The 16423-nt window shown below is 39.4% G+C and carries 12 protein-coding genes; 2 read left to right on the forward strand and 10 right to left on the reverse strand.

Annotated features, from left to right (window positions below; all coding sequences use genetic code 11):
• Positions 1-9: 9 nt before the first annotated feature.
• The 5 genes from LPB89_RS17765 to LPB89_RS17785 form a co-directional block, all read right to left on the reverse strand.
• On the reverse strand, positions 10-2028 hold the full coding sequence (locus tag LPB89_RS17765; RefSeq protein WP_230703031.1) for an ATP-binding protein: 2019 nt from the start codon (positions 2026-2028) through the stop codon (positions 10-12).
• Between the two features lie 429 nt (positions 2029-2457).
• Positions 2458-3978, reverse strand: a complete 1521-nt coding sequence (locus LPB89_RS17770) for a hypothetical protein (RefSeq protein WP_230703032.1) — start codon at positions 3976-3978, stop codon at positions 2458-2460.
• Positions 3979-4038: 60 nt separating this feature from the next.
• Positions 4039-5850: a T9SS type A sorting domain-containing protein gene (locus LPB89_RS17775; RefSeq protein ID WP_230703033.1), complete on the reverse strand. Its 1812-nt coding sequence runs from the start codon at positions 5848-5850 to the stop codon at positions 4039-4041.
• A gap of 73 nt (positions 5851-5923) precedes the next feature.
• Positions 5924-6136: a hypothetical protein gene (locus tag LPB89_RS17780; protein WP_230703034.1), complete on the reverse strand. Its 213-nt coding sequence runs from the start codon at positions 6134-6136 to the stop codon at positions 5924-5926.
• Between the two features lie 534 nt (positions 6137-6670).
• Positions 6671-7450 carry a hypothetical protein gene (locus LPB89_RS17785; RefSeq protein ID WP_230703035.1) on the reverse strand — a complete coding sequence of 260 codons (780 nt, stop codon included), beginning with the start codon at positions 7448-7450 and terminating at the stop codon, positions 6671-6673.
• Positions 7451-7815: 365 nt separating this feature from the next.
• Here LPB89_RS17785 and LPB89_RS17790 point away from each other — a divergent pair, with 365 nt between their 5' ends.
• Positions 7816-10989: a PAS domain-containing protein gene (locus LPB89_RS17790; protein ID WP_230703036.1), complete on the forward strand. Its 3174-nt coding sequence runs from the start codon at positions 7816-7818 to the stop codon at positions 10987-10989.
• Between the two features lie 76 nt (positions 10990-11065).
• Here LPB89_RS17790 and LPB89_RS17795 read toward each other — a convergent pair whose 3' ends face one another.
• Genes LPB89_RS17795 through LPB89_RS17805 form a run of 3 tightly spaced genes read right to left on the reverse strand, consistent with a single transcriptional unit; the run spans position 11066 to position 13565 of the window.
• Complete coding sequence (locus LPB89_RS17795; protein WP_230703037.1) at positions 11066-11512, reverse strand: hypothetical protein; 447 nt, start codon at positions 11510-11512, stop codon at positions 11066-11068.
• 38 nt (positions 11513-11550) lie between these two features.
• A complete protein-coding gene (locus LPB89_RS17800) occupies positions 11551-11925 on the reverse strand; it encodes an STAS/SEC14 domain-containing protein (protein WP_230703038.1) in 375 nt (124 codons plus the stop codon).
• Positions 11926-11984: 59 nt separating this feature from the next.
• The gene (locus LPB89_RS17805; RefSeq protein ID WP_230703039.1) at positions 11985-13565 is read right to left on the reverse strand and encodes an FAD-dependent oxidoreductase; all 1581 of its coding nucleotides are present in this window, start codon (positions 13563-13565) and stop codon (positions 11985-11987) included.
• A 203-nt stretch (positions 13566-13768) separates the two neighbouring features.
• Between LPB89_RS17805 and LPB89_RS17810 the strand changes: the two genes are divergently transcribed.
• On the forward strand, positions 13769-14938 hold the full coding sequence (locus tag LPB89_RS17810) for a zinc-dependent alcohol dehydrogenase (RefSeq protein WP_230703040.1): 1170 nt from the start codon (positions 13769-13771) through the stop codon (positions 14936-14938).
• A 94-nt stretch (positions 14939-15032) separates the two neighbouring features.
• Here the strand turns inward: LPB89_RS17810 and LPB89_RS17815 are convergent, their stop codons facing one another.
• Together LPB89_RS17815 and LPB89_RS17820 are read right to left on the reverse strand one after the other, a co-directional pair.
• Positions 15033-15194: a hypothetical protein gene (locus tag LPB89_RS17815; RefSeq protein WP_230703041.1), complete on the reverse strand. Its 162-nt coding sequence runs from the start codon at positions 15192-15194 to the stop codon at positions 15033-15035.
• Positions 15195-15226: 32 nt separating this feature from the next.
• On the reverse strand, positions 15227-16273 hold the full coding sequence (locus LPB89_RS17820; protein ID WP_230703042.1) for a glycoside hydrolase family 130 protein: 1047 nt from the start codon (positions 16271-16273) through the stop codon (positions 15227-15229).
• Between the last annotated feature and the right edge of the window lie 150 nt (positions 16274-16423).

Below are 16423 nucleotides of genomic sequence, written 5' to 3' on the forward strand. Positions count from 1 at the left end.
TTGTATGTTTTAATGGTGAATATTGGGAAGGCTAAAGTAAAAACTGGAGCCTGTGTCTAATTTTGATTCTGCCCAAACCGCTCCGTGATGGCGGCTTACTATTTTTTGAACAATAGCCAGGCCAATGCCCGTACCGTCAAATTCCTCCTGGGAATGCAGGCGCTGGAAAACGCCAAATAGTTTATCGTAATATTGCATATCGAAGCCTGCGCCGTAATCCTGTACGCAGTATACAATCTTGTCTTTTTGGATAGTGGAGGTAATTTTAATGCGGATTTCCGGTTTGTATTGGGAGTATTTAATGGCATTGGAAATAAGATTGATCCAGACCTGCTTGATGAGTGAAGGATCACCGTTGGAAGGGGCAAGTGCTTGTAAATCAAACAGCGGTATTTTAGCACCATTGTCAAAAAGAATATCATTAATGACACCATTTACCAGGGCATCCATATTTATGGCAGTGGCACTGACTTGTTTACGTCCCAGTTTACTAAAAGCGAGCAAATCATCAATGAGCATCCCCATTTTCCTCGAATTGTGTATCACGGCCTGCAGTACTTTTTTGCCATCTTCGTCAATCGAGTCGGCATGGTCTTCAATCAAAATTTGCGTGTAGCCATTGATGGCCCGTATCGGAGCCCGTAAATCGTGAGAGACTGAGTATGAAAATGCACCCAGTTCTTCCTGCGCTTTTTTCAGTTCATTATTGGCCAGCGTAAGTTCTTTTCCCCTTTTTTCCTGATAGGCCAGCTCCCGGTTGGTTACAATTAACGCTGCGGCAATTTTTTCTTTTTCTGCTTTTCTTTTTTCTTTCTGTATGTTTTCCAGCGCCAGTTTTTTATTGGCAATAATCAGTTCTGCAGCACGTTTTTCTCTTTCCCTGCTCTGAAGGGCAAGTTGTTTATGGGCAGTAACCAGTTCTATGGCTCTTTTTTCCTTTTGCTCATTTTGAAATTCCAGTTCCTTATTGGCAATGATTAATTCTGCTGCGCGTTTTTCCTTTTCTTCATTCTGGAAAGCAAGTTCCTTAACAGCAATAACCAGCTCTGAAGCACGATCTTCTTTCTGATTGTTCTGGAACTCCAGTTCCTTATTGGCAATAATTAATTCTGCTGCGCGCTTTTCTTTTTCTTCATTCTGAAAAGCAAGTTCCTTCACGGCGATGACCAGCTCTGAAGCCCGTTTTTCTTTTTGTTGATTCTGAAACTCCAGTTCCTTATTGGCAATAATTAATTCTGCCGCACGTTTTTCCTTTTCTTTGTTCTGGAAAGCAAGTTCTTTAACGGCGATGACCAGTTCTGAAGCACGCTTTTCTTTTTCTACGGCCTCTGTTGCCAATTGCAGGAATTGCTTTTTGGCAAGTGTAACATCAGTGGCGAGTTTTAATATTTTATAAGGATTACCGGAAATATCCAAAATTGGATTATAACTGCCCAGTAACCATACACTTTTACCCTTTTTGGTGACCCTTTTAAACTCGTCTTTTTGGTAAACTCCTTTCTTCAAAGTATTCCAGAACTGTTTATAAGCATCTGATTTTGCATATTCTTTATCGACAAACAGGCTATGATGCTTTCCTATAAGGTCTTTTTTGGCATAGCCCATGATTTTGAGGAAATTTTGATTGGCTGTAAGGATATTGCCTTCAAGATCGAACTCTATTGCCGCATTAGAAACGGCAATTGCATTGATATGGTTCTGTAACTGCTGCTCCTTGGCTCTTAGCTGTTCATTTAGCAAATACAATTCATCAGCACGTTTTTGCTTCTCTTTGTTTTGAAAAGCAAGCTCTTTATTGGCTATAATAAGTTCGGCGGCTCGTTTTTCTTTTTCGTCACTCTGGAAGGCCAGTTCTTCATTGGCAATGACCAGTTCGGAAGCTCGCTTTTCCTTTTCTGTATTCTGATAAATGATTTCTTTTTTGGCGATGCTTAACTGTAAATTTTCAGCTCTGGCTTCTTTATTGTAGAGTGAAGTTTTTTCGCTGGAAGTAATCGGTTCTTTGCCTTTTTTTGCTGTGCTGCCCATATATGCGTAATATTATTTAAAAAATAATGGCAGTAATTTGCTGGAAAAGCACCGATATTTTATAATTTGAATGGAGTATTAAGTATACAATAATCCTTTAGCAGTTACCCAAAAATAAAATGAGGCCGTACACGATATTGCGATTGTACGAATGTAGTGAATAAAGCGGGATAATTTTGCTTGTTTTCAATGAAATAATCAGAATGAAATAAAATAAAGGGGTATCATCAGGATTGATAAGCTTCAGGTGGCGTTTTCCGAATATACTTTGCTTTAAAGCTTATGATGAGGGTAAGTACAATCAATTGGAATACAAACTTCTATGAGAAAGTTCCTGGTATGGTTTTTTTATGTTTGGTACTGAGTTTAACTTGAAAAATATAAAATCAGTACCAAACAGGATATCTAAACAGCGTTTAATATTAGAGCTTATTTTATGGTTATCGTAATATTGGGAACTACAAGTTGGCCTGTCGCTCCGGAATTACGCTGTAAAGCCACTTCGATATAATCGTTAGTAGTTAGTTCGGTAGTTGCATTTAACGGAAGAACGATAATATCATTAACGGCAGCGCCTCTTCCGTAGATTTTGTATTGCGTTAAGGGAGTTCCATTTTTCATAATATAGGCTATAAAAACTCCTGTGCCGGGCACCTGAAAAGAAATAGACCCTGCTACCTGAAAAATCCGTTTCTTTTTTCCAACATATTTTAGCCTGTTGTAACCGGCAGTACCCGCGTCTGTTGCAAATCTGAACAAATTGGAATACACTGTTGATGGAGCAGAACCGGTACTCACCCCGACTTTTACGATATCACTTGGCGTTGAACCGTTTAAAGTTACTCCAAGACCACTATTTACAGGATAATCCATTGAAAAATCCGCTACAGCATTTGCATCTGCTTCAGTTGGTATTCCTGCAGCCCTGACGGTCCAGCTGGTATTAAAATTATAGCCTGTGAAGGTAGTTGCCGACGGAGTTGCATAAGGTCTGACATAGTTAGCAGGAGTAGGGCCTGTAAAAACAACAGATTCTAAAACGGCATCGCCCGTAATCGTAAGACCTGCTGTGGAAACATCTAGACCATATGCTCCGGAACTGACGTTAGAAAAGCCTCCTTGTTTCTCAATCAGATTGAATGTTCCTGTAAATTTTTCATAAGTACCTGCATTATTGCTGAACCAAGCCTGGTTGCTTAACAATAACTGACCTATGTTCGAATAAGTGATACCGGTTGTATTTCCCGAAAAATTGACAATACTCATAAAAACTAAACCATAACCTGCTATTGTACCGACACTTGCGGAATTGGCAATAATACAATCCCTAAGCAAAAAAGTAGAAGTTGAAGCTGCAGCACTTAGATTGAAAACCGTAGCACCTGGCGCGGTAATAGTAAGATTTCTGACACTTCCGCCCGTAGTTCCGTCAAAAAGGTTTCCGGATGTTTTAACAATTATATCTTCATTAGCGTCCAGACCATCCAGATAGGCATTATTCAGGTCTATTGGAAAATTAAATACTACCTGTCCATTAATTTCATATAAGGTATTAGATGTTAAAACGTATTTGGCACCACCACCAGCCGCCAGTTCGGTTGCCAGTACAGTAGCCAGATTGTCAGTCGATCTTATTCGTTTAAAATTTAATCTTGGCAGTGCACCGCCAACAGGTATCCATGATGACGAGCTGGATACATAGCTGTAAACCAATTTTAAATCGGTGTCGTAAACAAGCAGTCCGTCAGCCGGTGTAGCAATAGCATTTCTCTGTAAAGTAGTCATACGTGGGGGGAGCAGACCCTGGGTGGTAGAAGTTATATCTAAAACAGAGCTCGCGTTTGGAGTTGTCGTGCCGATTCCGATTTGTGCATTTCCTAAAAACGATGATAAGAAAAAAAGAAACAAGAAAATGCTCTTATAATTTTGAAGGGTATATTTATGGATCATAATCATTATTGTTAGTTTAGTACTGAAGATTAAATATTTAAGATGACAGTTAGAATCGGATTATTGCTTTCCTGAATTTGATATAATAACTTTTTGCGTTATTTTTTCATTATCAGCTGTTATAAAAGCGGCGATGTAAACTCCTGAGCTTAAGCCTGAAGTTGAAAAACTATAATTTTGTTCTTCTTTTAAATTGTTTTTAGTTATGACGGCTTTACCGAGAATATCGTAAAGAGCGAATGATTTAAAAACCATGTTATTGGGATTTGAGGCAGTTAAGATCTTATTGCTATTATCCTGGCTTATAAAAAGGTTCTTTTTAGTCTCGTCGTTAACACCAAGTGTTACATTAGTAAAAGCAATTTTAAAGCGATCCGTATAAGTACCCGGTTCAATGGTAACTTCATAAGTTCCTGTTTTAATATCGTGATACGAGGAATCTAATTCGTCATATATATAAATATTTTGCGAAGGATCGAAATTTATAACTTCGGGAATATAAAATTTTAAGGTAGTATTTGTTGCTGCCTTTGCGGCTAAAGGGATTTTTTTGGTCAGTTCAAAATTAACACCTTCTATCACGTAATTACCATTATCTAACCAAAACGAAACATCACCCGGAAGGGTCTGATCCATATTTAAGGCATCGATACCCGGATCTACGCCATCTGTTGCTTCGGGCAAAAATGCCAAAGCAAGTTGTCTGGTAAACTGGTTATTGATTATGGTATTTATTTTAATATGTGGGATTATGATAATTTCTTCTTCTTTTTCTTTTTCTTGTTCTTCCTTGTTAACAGCTGTTTTATCTGGTGAAGACTTTGCAAATTGTGATAAGGGAGAACCTTCTTTATAAAAGAAGCGATGCGAATTTTTAAAAGTTACCGTACTGTTGCTGTTGCCCTTTATCACAAAACCTTGTCCAATAGGAGAGTATTTGCGCTGTATTACCAATCCGGAAGTTGTACCGGTTGTATTTAAGGTACCGTCACTTTTGTAACTGTTAAAAGTAGCGGCGACATATACCCCGTTTGATCCTAAAACCCCGGGTGAATACGTTCCATACCCCCCTCTGTAAGCGGATAAATAATGAGAATTGGTTGTTTTATCCTGCTCCCAAAAATATGCGATACGGGTACAGGCAGAATTTGTAGGATCCATTAAAAAAGCATTCAGGTCTATTGCTGACGGATAAGGATTTCCGGTTAATGTTGATGCATTCCCGGACCCGACGGCCACACTAATATTGCCGTCATTAGGTTTTCCCCTGAAATCATATCGCTGAGCGGATCCCGGATTATTAGAAACTCCTGTAGTTTCAGGATCCGTAGTATCAGTGCCACTGGTGCCTTTCATGGTGAAACCTTCTCCAGGTGCAATTGTAGTGGCATTACCAACCTGAACCCATTGTGAGTAGTTGTTGGCGTTTGTTAATTTGTAAATCCAGTAAGAGGCTATTGCCAGTGGATTTGAAGTTCCGTTATAATTTGACAGTGGAAGTGCAGTTGCAGGAACTACCGCGGTTGAAGAGGTAGGACGATTAAGCAATGAGATTCCAAAACTTGTATTACCAGTTGCAATCGTTGGATTTCCAACGGGCGAGCACCAGTAATTGTATTCAAAGTTATCTGAGGTTCCTTCCTGATACACAGACAAAATTCCTGTTCCGGTATTTGTAGAAGTTCCCGTGGTGCCTTGCAATAACTGAGAGTTATTGCGTAAGTAAAGATTGGAGCTTGCAGCCAGATTTATATTCTGGGTTACATACAAAACCTGATTCTTTACATAAACAGGAGTGCTGGCACCAATGTGAAGTTGCGAAAAGGCAGGAATAGAAATGAAAACCAAAAGCAATAGTAAAGTATTTTTCATATTTTCTTTCTTTTAATTTTATAATCGAATGCTGTCAAGGATAACTTGCAGGACGATTTAATAATTCAGGAAGTTATGGTTTGTGTATCTTGTTAATTCTCGTAGCGATAATATAAATACCAAACACAATTCCTATAGGTAACAATACATAAATCATCGAATTTATGGGTACTATAACCGGCTCATCCGGTAAACCCGGAGGGGGGAGATCCTGAGATAAGGCAATGTTGTGAATAAACAGCACAACAAGACAATATAACATAGTGGATAAAGGTGATTTTTTCATATTTGATTTGGGGATTAAGTATGATAATTGTTATCCATTCAACAGTAAAATTTGAATTTTTCGTTTCTAATTGAGGTTATTTGTTAAATTGCTGATTATTAGATTGAAAAAGGTAAATTCAAAAAAAACCTTGTAAATTTTCTATTACAATAACAGCTTTTCCTGTATTCAAATTTGACACTTTCATTCATATTATTCTTATATAATTTTGTACAAAAAGTTATATAATTCCCACTTTGTTAGTTAATGAGAATTTTATTTTGTATGCAAGCATAATAAATAGAATTGCTTTTTAAAGCATCAATATTATTTAATATGAATAAATCATAATACTTCATTTTTTAGTTTTTGAGCATAATAAAATGCATTCCAATAAAATGCGCTTTTATTGGGAATAGTGTAAGGAAAATTTTAAAAAAGGTAAGCCGCTGAAATCCGGATGAATTTTAGCATTTCAACAAAAAAGCACGTAGTTGCAAAATCTAAAAGATAAATCTGTAACTGATTTTACTTAAGGTAACAGCACAAATGGAATCACTCGAAGTTCTTTCTCAAATCTATTATGGTTTGATTAGGGACGTCCAAATTTACAAAGCCCCTTCTTGGCCTGTCAAGATCCAGTGTAAATAAAACCACTAAAGAAACAATAAGACAAAACCCGATCTGAATTAGCCAGTCGGCCCTGTCTTTGCGGCCTTCAGAATAACCGCCGTAGAAGGCACTAATAATGGCCAGAAAAATTAACATAATGATGATACTTTGCGGAACCTTTGCTTTCTCGCCTGCAAGACGGGAGGTAGTGGCATCGATCATGTCATTTAGCGCCGGAATCATCTGCTGTGTTGCTGCCAGATTAGCCGGGTCTTTGGCCAGCGTGGCGGCACGTTTCCACAAGCTGGAAGAAATGAGCTGAGACAAACTATCGGCCTTCATAATTCCTTTTATGTCAGCACCTGCCTGATAATATGATATTCTGGCTTCTACATATTGTTTAAAATCCTTCCGGAATAAGTTTCGGGTTGAATCCGGATATAAATCACTTCGCAATAGGGCCGTACCAATACTGTTGGCTTCTTCTACCACGATTTTTCTTCGCGAATCGTAACGGTCCCCGCTCATACCAAAGGTAAATGCCAGCAAAAAGAAAAGCAATGCAGTCAGGGCCGAAGTTTCAGTGGATTTTTCCTGAGTGCTTTTTTTATCACGAATGTAATTGCCCAAAAGTTTTCCAATAAAGCTTGAAATCAGCATTAAGGTAAACAGCAGCAAAGCGATTACCCAGGCTTCCGTCTGATTTAGTGTATTTGCATCCATATCATTTTATTTTTTACAAAGACGTTTTGGAAATAGGACACCAATTTAAACAAAAAAGAGTAAAATCTTACTAAATTACCTTACCATTTATTTTCGACTGTTATTCAGAATTTTTATTTAGCGGCAGGTAATCAAAGTTTAGTACTTTTTTTTTATTTTTATAGTAATTACGTTTTACTGGTTTTGTCTTCTTTAAGACATACAGGCTATAATTTGGTGGTGAGCCACTTCTTGTTTTGAAGTAAAAAGGAGAAAAAAAACCGAGAGGCTTACTTTTAGTGCGTATGACGTAAAATTTGAAACTATTTTTGATAACTAAAAAAGTACAAAAAGCAGCTATGCTTTAAAAGACTTTAGATGTAACAATGGAGCTAATAGAAAATAAAGACCTTTTTCAAACCGTTTTTAACTCTTCCTCAAATGGTATTGCCCTATTGCAGGCACTTTACAATGAGCAGGGTAAAACAGAAGATTTTTCAATTTTGTTGTTTAATGCCTATACCTTTAAGTGGATTGGTGCTATTGACTATAAAGGCAAGCGGTACAGCGAGCTGTTTCCAATGGTAAAAGAAACCGGGATTCTCGACAAGTTTATTGAGGTCGCCGAAACGGGTGTTACGGCCACTTTTGAAAAATGGTATACCGGCGAAGGCCTGCAGCACTGGTTCCGTTTTACGGCCGTAAAGCAGGCTGAATTACTTGTAGTCACCACCGAAGACATCACAGAAGCAAAACAAACAGAAATCAATTTGAAAAATGCACTGGACGATGCGCAGAAACAAAAACGGCTTTACGATTCCATTACAAACAATACACCCGATCTGGTATATGTATTCAGTCTGTCGTATAAATTTATTTATGCCAATAAGGCTTTGCTTACCATGTGGGGCAAATCGGAGCAGGATGCTATTGGCAGGGGACTAAGGGAAAATGGCTACGAGGAATGGCATGCTAAAATGCACGAACAGGAAATTGATGAGGTAGTTGCTACAAAAAAAATCGTCAGGGGAACAGTCTCTTTTCCACACGCTGAATTAGGGAGGCGGATTTATGATTACATTCTTGTCCCGGTTGTGAACGAGCAGGGAGACGTAGAGGCTATTGCCGGAACAACGCGCGATATTACAGAAATAAAGCGTGCAGAAGAATTACTTCAGCAAAGTGAAACCCGTTTCCGAAATATGATCGAACAGGCACCGGTGGCCCTATTGCTCTCCAGAGGTGAGGATGTAGTCATAGAAAGCATCAATAAACCGATGCTTGAGTTTATGAACAAAAAATCTCAAGAGGAGGTGCTTGGTAAAAAAATGGTTGAAACGCTGCCGGAACTTGCGGACCAGCAGGCATTGCAGAACGTTATTCAAGTTCAAAAGACAGGAGTTCCTTTTAGAGGTGATGACCAGCCTGTTGATTTAATAATTAACGGTAAGCTCGAGCGACGCTATTTTAACTTTTCATATGATCGCATCACTGAATCGGGAGAAAGTTCAGCCGTGCTGCATATGGCTGTAGATGTAACGGAACAGCTCTTATCCAGAAGAAAGATTGAAGACAATGAAAAACGGTTCCGTTCTTTAATTGAAGAAGCACCGGTAGGTACGTGTCTTTATGTTGGACCTGATATGCGCATTGAAATTGCCAATAAAATTATAATGGACCAATGGGGAAGAGGCCCTGAAATAATTGGCAAAAACATGTTAGATGTTTTTCCGGAAGCAAAAAGCCAGCCTTTTCCGGAAATTCTTAAAGAAGTTTACAGAACCGGGAAACAATATGAAGAAAAAGGGGCAAGGGCAGATATAAATATAAACGGCGTACTCACCACATTTTATGTGGACTTTACCTATAAACCGCTGTTTGATGAAACGGGAAGTGTATATGCAATTTTAGATGTAGTCATAGATGTTACCTCCCAGGTGAAAGCGAACCGGTTGCTGGAAGAAAACCAGGAGTTTATACGTAAAATATTTTACAGCTCACCGGTTGCCAATCTGGTGTATGTAGGGGAAGAAATGATTTTACGGGAGGCAAATGAGAAAATGCTTGAAATTTTTGGGCGCGATGCTTCCATTATTGGAAAACCTGTAATGGAAACGATTCCTGAATTAAACAAAACAGATTTATTTGAAAAGTACAGTTATGTTTTAGAGAGCGGGGAAACCTATCAGGCATTTGCCCAGTATATTGAATTTATAAAGAATGGCACATCCTATTTTGGCTATTACGATTATACCTATAAACCGCTTTGTGATGATAATGATAAAGCCTATGGTGTTATCTGTATTGTTATCGAGGTAACCGATCAGGTATATGCCAGACAAAAGCAGCAGGAAGCAGAATCAGGATTAAGAGGAGCTGTTGAGTTAGCACAGCTGGGTACCTGGAGTATTGACGTTGCGACCAATGGACTTGTCTATTCGGACCGCCTTATAGAATGGTTTGGATTTGATCCTAACAATAAAGATTATAACGAAGTAATACCCATATTGGCAGAGGGAGATCAGCAAAGAGTAACCAAAGCTTTGGCCTGGGCATTTAAACCGGAATCAGGAGGGATCTACGATGAAACCTATACGGTTATTCATCCTAAAACAGGCTTCAGAAGAATCCTGCATGCGCAGGGAAAGACCGTATTTGACCGTATGGGAAATCCAGTTCGAATGAATGGTACCGCACAGGATGTTACTTTGCAGCATGAAGTACAAACAGCTTTGGAACAGCAGGTTCTTGTGCGTACAGAACAACTTGCAGCCGCGGTTGATGAGTTAGGACATACCAACAACAATCTGGAAAAATCCAACATGCGATTGCTTCAGTCGAATGAAGAACTTGCTCAGTTCGCTTATATTGCTTCACACGATCTTCAGGAACCGCTTCGAAAAATAATTACTTTTTCCGGTCTTCTCGACACGAGCCTGGGAGAAAACAAAACCGCCGGGGTGCAGAATTATATGGATAAGATTGTACATGCCTCCATGCGAATGAGAAGCCTTATTAGCGATGTCCTCAATTATTCACAGCTCGCTAAATCCGACGAGCAGTTTATAGAAGTAAATCTGAATGATATTGTTACTCATTTAGTGATGGATTATGACCTTCTCATCGAGCAGAAAAGAGCTAAAGTTTATATTGAAGGCTTACCCATAATAAAAGCTAATGAGGTACAAATGACACAATTGTTTAGAAACCTCATCGGTAACGCTCTGAAATTTACACAAAAAGACAGGGATCCCGTAATTTCAGTAACCGCTGAAACAATTTTGCTGTGTGGAATTCACAAAATACAAACCGGCAGTGCAGAAACAGAATTTTGCAAGATTCAGATCAGGGACAACGGAATAGGCTTCGAGCCGGAATATTTCGAGCGTATTTTTAATATATTCCAGCGTCTGCACAGTAAGACTATTTATGAGGGAACCGGAATAGGACTGGCAATGTGTAAAAAGATTGTGCAGAACCATGGCGGTGATATATTTGCCGAAAGTGTATTTGGCGAGGGAGCTGTTTTTACCATTCTGTTACCCAATTCAAAAGAGTAAGTTCCGGTTTCTATTTATACCGCCGGGATTTTTTATTCCTGACAAAGGTGTCGTTCGGTTACAGAAACTTCCTTTACTATAGAAAGACTTTATAAACCATAAAAGAAGAAACGGCAAAAATAACATGTGCCAGCAATAATTGAATGTAATATCCTTTGTAGTCAATATTAGGTTTTTGTGGAATTATTTCAAAAAGAATAATCCAGCTGACTATTCCGATAATGCCGCTAATGACACCAAAAAGAATACTCACTGTCCACGATATTTCTAAAAATTCGTAGTACCATAACAAATGATACACTAAGACAAATAAAAACCCTATCAGGTAATGCAGAAACCATCCTAAGATTATTTTTGTTTTAGAAGAGATGTCGATATTAGCCTTATGCAGTACATAAGTAAGCAGTACCGGCTCTTTGTATATTTCCCTTGCGGCAGCCGAGACAGCATAACTAAAAAGAGTCATGACAGAAGTCGCGACAATGGAGGAGATGATAATCTGAAGGAGTATGTATAGATTCATAAGAAGTTTTTTAAGTTTTTTTATTGGAAAAAAATCAGTTACTCTTTTTGGCTATTGCCCTGAACCCATTGGACTGCCTGCTCAAATGCATCTTTTTTGAAACCTTTAAAATTTCCGGGCACTACGTAACTGAAGGCATTCGTAAAGGAAATGGCATGGTCGGAGTCTGTAACAATGGCTGCCCTGTTCCATTTACCAAAATTTTTTAGTCCGATAAAAGCATCTTCCAGCCAGGCACTTGCGGTAAAATTTTCAATTTCAGTATCGATCAGAAAAAGGAAATTAATTTCGTTGATCTGTTCCACCAGGCGTTTTACTGCCGGCGCTATAATAGTTTTATAATCGTTTGCCGTTACTTCTCCCAATGCCCTGAAGGCGACTACATTATCGGGTGCCGGAATTGTTTGTATCATAGTTTTATTATAAAAGATGTTGCTGAAAATTAAACGGTATACTTAATTTTTTGGAATTTTTATTTGATATGAATTTTGCTCAGGTCTGTTTTTGCCGGACCATTAGTAAGAGTCCCGTCACAGGAGAATCGTGAGCCGTGGCAGGGACAGTCAAAGGATTTTTCATCATTGTTCCATTGCACAATACAGCCCAAATGAGGACAGACGGCGGAGAAAGCCCGAAGGCTGTTGTCGTAATCCCTGTACACTGCAATTTTCTTCAATCCGGAAGACAGGACACCACCTTCGCCAGCTCCCAGGTCGGAAGTATTTTCCAGATCTGATGCGGAGATCCAGTCCAGATACTGTGCGGCCATGTTACCGGCTTCCCTGACAAAATCACCGGTAGTTTTGAGTGTTATTCTCGACGGACTGTAGAGGTCTTCCCATTTATTTTTAATGCCAAGTATCGCATCGCTTATAATCATGGCACCTATGGTACCATGTGTCATTCCATTTCCGGAATCTCCTGTGATGATGTAGATATTTTCATCGCCGGGATTTTTTCCCATAAAGCCTAAAGAGTCAACAGGCTCCATCACCTGACCTGACCAGGTATAGCTAATTTCCTCCAGCATTGGAAAATAATTTCTCGTCCAGGATTCCAGTCTTTCATATCGTTGGGATTCGGAAATGCCTTCCTCATCGGCCTGACCTGTTTTGTGATCTTCACCTCCGGAGATCAATAAATCGTACTGCTCGTCAAAATCTTCTATGCGTACATAATGATAAGGCTGTGAAACCCATTTGGAATCGGCGTCACCGGTATCCCACCAGAGCGAGTGAGGTAATTTGCCTTTCGGAATTTTACCTGCAATCACATAAGTTCTGTAGGCGGCCTGTTTGGTATGCATTGTCAGTGTGTCATTCACCGGCGAGTTGGTAGCTACCACAATATCTTTTGCCGAAAATGTAAAACCATTGATTTTAGCGCCTTCTTTTGTAATTTCTTCCGCCCTTGCTTCTGTAAATATCTGGCCTCCAAGGGAAACAAATGCATCGGCTAAGGCTTTTAAATAGTGCAGGACATGAAATTGGGCCTGATTGTAAAACGCAAGACATTCCATAGTTTCTCCACCTTGTATAGCAGGAGTAGTTGCCAGAAGTTCTGTATGTAAACCTGCATTCTTTGTGGCTTCCAATTCTTTATGTAAATTTTTTTCTTTGTCAGTTGGATGCAGGAATAAATAACCATTTACTCTTTTGAAAGAACAGTCAATCTGCAGATCCGTTACATTTTTTTCGATTTCATCAATAGCTGCTCTATGGCTTTCTGCTGCCAGTTTTGCAGCTTCTTTTCCAAAGGTTTCTTCAAGAAAATAATAACGGTCATCCAGTGCTGCTGTCAAATGTGCCGTAGTACGTCCTGTTTCCCCGCTGCCTATAAAACCATCTTCAACAACAGTTACCTTTTTACCTGCCTTTGCCAATTGGTAAGCTGTAGTGAGACCTGAAATTCCGCCGCCGATAACAAGAATTTCAGTCTGTATATCGCGGTCCGGTTTATCAAAGGCTATAATGGAAGTAGAATCGATCCAAAAGGATACATTTTCGCCTGATGTTATATTACTGCTGTTGAATTTATCATGTAGTGGTGCCATCTGAAATGTTTTTAATTTATACGGCAAAAGAAAATGCCAATCTTGTCAAAATTATAAAATGATGTCACCTAACGGTTATAAGATATTTTCTGAGTTTTATATGATTTCCAGTTGTTTTTTATATAAGAATTATAAGATAAATTGTAAATATAATGGTCTAAATAGGAGTTACTTAGCATTCTATTAATTTAAAATAAAATAATATGAAAGCAGCAGTAATACACGGACCGGGTTCCGTAAAATATGACACAGTAGATGATCCGGGATTGAAAGCCAATGATGATATTATTCTTAAAGTGACCTCAACAGCGATTTGCGGCTCGGATCTCCATATTTATTCAGGAGGTTTTCCGCAACCCAGACCCATGGTTTTGGGGCATGAATTTATGGGTATAGTGGAAGAGACCGGATCGGCCGTTACCCATCTTAAAAGAGGTGACCGTGTCGTAGTACCTTTTCCTATTGCCTGTGGAAATTGTTTTTTCTGCAATCATGACGTACCGGGTAACTGTGAGCACAGTAATCCCGAACACTATGGACCAGAAGGCGGAATCCTGACCGAAAAAGGAGGTGCCCTTTTTGGATATACGGATCTTTATGGCGGTTACGATGGTGGTCAGGCACAATATGTACGTGTACCTTATGCCAATTATGGTCCCAGGGTAGTGCCGGATAGCCTTACCGATGAGCAGGCACTTTTTTTAACTGATATTTTTCCAACGGGATACACAGGAGTGGATTGGGGAGAGGTAAAAGGAGGTGAGACAGTCGCTATATTTGGCTCAGGGCCGGTGGGTCTTATGGCTGCCAAAAGTGCCTGGCTTAGGGGAGCAGCACAGGTAATTATAGTGGATACCCTGCAATACAGGCTGGATAAGGCAAAAGCCACAACCGGAAGTACCACTATTTTATGGGAAGATGGTCCCAAAGATGTTGTGGAACAGATACGTGCCTTAACACAGGGACGCGGGGCGGATGTTTGTATTGATGCGGTAGGTTTTGAACCCGATCGTAATCTTGCGGACCGTATAAAAGCGACCGTTAATTTTGAAAAAGGCTCCATAAAAGTACTCGAAGCCTGTATGAGCGCTGTAAGGAGAAGTGGTATTGTTTCGGTCTTAGGCGTTTATCCCGTTAATTATGATAATTTTCCACTTGGGCAGTTTTTTGACAAGGGAATCGTACTTAAAGGCGGTCAGGCACCCGCACACAAACATATAGACAAACTTCTGGAATATGTCGTGCAGGGAAAAGTACAGCTCGATGATATCATAACGCACCGACTTCCATTATCAGAGATCTCACACGCTTATGACATTTTTAAAAAGAAAGAAGATGGCTGCGTAAAAGTGGTGCTTGATCCGTGGAATTAAGATTGGAACAAAAAAAGTTAAGCAATAAAAAAATCTACATCAACTGCAGATTTTTTTATTGCTTTTACATTTCAAATAATTGGAAAATACCGATTCAATTTCTCGTGAGTTTAGCCTGAATGTAATGCTGAATTTTTAAAAAGTCAGTACTGCCAATTCTAACGATGACGCATTGCAGTTGTTCGGTCGTTAAATTCCAATAAGAAGCCCAAAGGTCAACATGAATTTCACTTGGATTATAAGGTGCTGTTTCCATGATTTCAATTTTTAGTTGTATTTTTTTTAAAATTATTCCAGTGCGGCTAAAATCTCTGTAAGGGAGAAATGGGCACCGCATACAAATTCATCGGCTGCGCCGTAATAAATGGTAAGCTGATCTCCGTCTACTACATGTCCGTTGGTAAAAACCACAAAGCCAAAAAAGCCGCTAAGCTCATAATTTTCTGTGGGTACCATTATCGGCTCAAGTGTCCGGCCCAGTATTTTTGAAGGATCTTCGAGATCCATTAAAAAAGCACCAAGACAATACTGATGTTCGGCATTGGCACCGTGGTATATTTCGAGCCATCCTTTTTCTGTTTTAATGGGTGCTGCACCGGCGCCAACTCTGGCACTGTCCCATAAACCCTGGCGTGTTCCGACCAGAAATTGGTGATTGCCCCAGTGAATACCGTCCGGGGATTCTGCCAGCCAGATAAAATTGCCTCCGATCTGTGGACTCGACGGTCGGTGCAGGGCGTAGTATTTTCCATTGATAAGTTCTTCAAAAATGGCGCAGTCCTTATTATGAGGAGGGAAAATCATTTGCTTGTTATCAAAGTTTTTCCAGTCTTTGGTGGTGCGTAAACCTACACCCACACCGCTTGTTGACACGGCGGTATACGTGATATAATACGTGTCGTCTAATTGACTGACCCTGGCGTCTTCAATCCCAAATTGCTCAAGTCTGCCGTCGCCCATTAAAAGGGAATGTTCCTTTGGTTCAGAAAAATGAATTCCGTCATCGCTGGAGAGCAGACGCAAATGCGAAAGTGTCGTTAAATAGTCCAGGCCTTTATATTGAATCACCCGTGCATCATTGGCAACCAGATCGGGATCATTAAGCGGAATTTCGATAATTTCTATTTTGCCCAATGCGTTAACTACCGGAAAGAAAATTACACCTTCTTTTTGTGCGATAGATTCTGCAACTCGCACCAAAAGCCATATTTTACCTTCGAAGCGAAATACGCCCGGATTTAAAAGACTGATAATCTGAAGTTCCGTACTGCTGGATTGCAGATCCTTTGGCATCAGAAGTGGATTTTCGGGAAACCTGCGGGCAATGTCACTCATAGTGTTAAGAGATTTTGTTCGTACAATAACCGATTGCCTTCAGGAAGAATAACTATTGAAATTCTTCCGGGCAAAATGTAATACTATAAAGAAAGCTATTTTATACAATTATTTTCTTATAGAATATTTTATAAGGATTATAATATTTTC

Source organism: Flavobacterium sp. ENC (assembly GCF_020991415.1).
Lineage (GTDB): Bacteria > Bacteroidota > Bacteroidia > Flavobacteriales > Flavobacteriaceae > Flavobacterium.